This window comes from Streptacidiphilus neutrinimicus (assembly GCF_000787815.1).
GTDB lineage: Bacteria > Actinomycetota > Actinomycetes > Streptomycetales > Streptomycetaceae > Streptacidiphilus > Streptacidiphilus neutrinimicus.
Genome location: NZ_BBPO01000160.1, coordinates 3853 through 5162, shown reverse-complemented (window position 1 = coordinate 5162; position 1310 = coordinate 3853). Strand labels below are relative to the sequence as shown.

Sequence of the window (1310 nt, the reverse complement as noted above, 5' to 3'; positions counted from 1 at the left end):
CGGTCACCGGCTGCTTCACAGCCGCTCGATGATCGTGGCGATGCCCATGCCGCCGCCCACGCACAGAGTGATCAGGCCGCGGCGCAGGTCGCGCCGCTCCAGCTCGTCCAGGACCGTGCCGAGCAGCATCGCGCCCGTCGCGCCCAGCGGGTGGCCGAGCGCGATCGCCCCGCCGTTGACGTTCACCTGTGCGTGGTCGAACCCCAGCTCCCGGATGAAGCGCAGCGCGACCGCCGCGAAGGCCTCGTTGATCTCGACCAGGTCGATGTCCGCCGCGGTCAGCCCCGCCTTTGCCAGCGCCTTGCGGGTGGCCGGCGCCGGGCCGGTCAGCATGATCGTCGGGTCCGAGCCGGACACGGCCGCCGAGACGATCCGCGCGCGCGGCGTCATCCCGTAGCGCTCACCGACCTCCTTGCTGCCGATCGCGACCAGCGAGGCGCCGTCGACGATGCCGGAGGAGTTGCCCGCGTGGTGGACGTGGTCGATCTTCTCCACCCAGTGGTACTTCTGCAGCGCGACCGCGTCGAAGCCGCCGAGCTCGCCGATCGTCGCGAAGGACGGCTTCAGGCCCGCCAGCGACTCGACCGTCGTCCCCGGACGAACGAACTCGTCCTGGTCCAGGACGACCAGCCCGTTGCGGTCCCGCACCGGCACGACCGACCGCTCGAAGCGCCCCTCCTTGATCGCCTCTGCGGCGCGCGCCTGCGACTCCGCCGCGAACGCGTCCACGTCGGTGCGCGACAGGCCCTCGACGGTGGCGATCAGGTCCGCGCCGATGCCTTGCGGCACGAAGCCGGTCTCGAAGCTGGTCATCGGGTCCATCGCCCAGGCGCCGCCGTCGCTGCCCATCTTCACGCGCGACATCGACTCCACGCCGCCCGCGAGGATCAGGTCCTCCCAGCCCGAGCGGACCTTGGCCGCAGCCAGGTTGACCGCCTCCAGGCCGGACGCGCAGAAGCGGTTCTCCTGGACGCCGGCCACGGTGTCCGGCAGCCCCGCCGCGATCGCGGCGACCTTGGCGATGTCCGAACCCTGGTCCCCGATCGGGCTCACCACGCCCAGCACGATGTCGTCGATCGCGGCCGGGTCGAGGTCGGGGAAGCGGCGCCGCATCTCGTGGATCAGCCCGACGACCAGGTCGATCGGCTTGGTGCCGTGCAGCGAGCCGGTGGCCTTGCCCCGGCCGCGCGGGGTGCGGATCGCGTCGTAGACGAATGCTTCGGTGGTCACGCTGACTGCCTACTTTCTGGCGCTTTGGGCGCTTCGGGCACCTTTGCGGTTCTGGCGGGTTCAGGGGGCGGGTTCAGGGG

Annotated in this window: 1 protein-coding gene; it reads right to left on the bottom strand. The window is 71.6% G+C overall.

Going from position 1 to position 1310, the window contains the following annotated elements; all coding sequences use genetic code 11:
- Nucleotides 1-15: 15 nt before the first annotated feature.
- Nucleotides 16-1230, bottom strand: a complete 1215-nt coding sequence (locus TR48_RS38040) for an acetyl-CoA C-acetyltransferase (RefSeq protein WP_042375459.1) — start codon at nucleotides 1228-1230, stop codon at nucleotides 16-18.
- Between the last annotated feature and the right edge of the window lie 80 nt (nucleotides 1231-1310).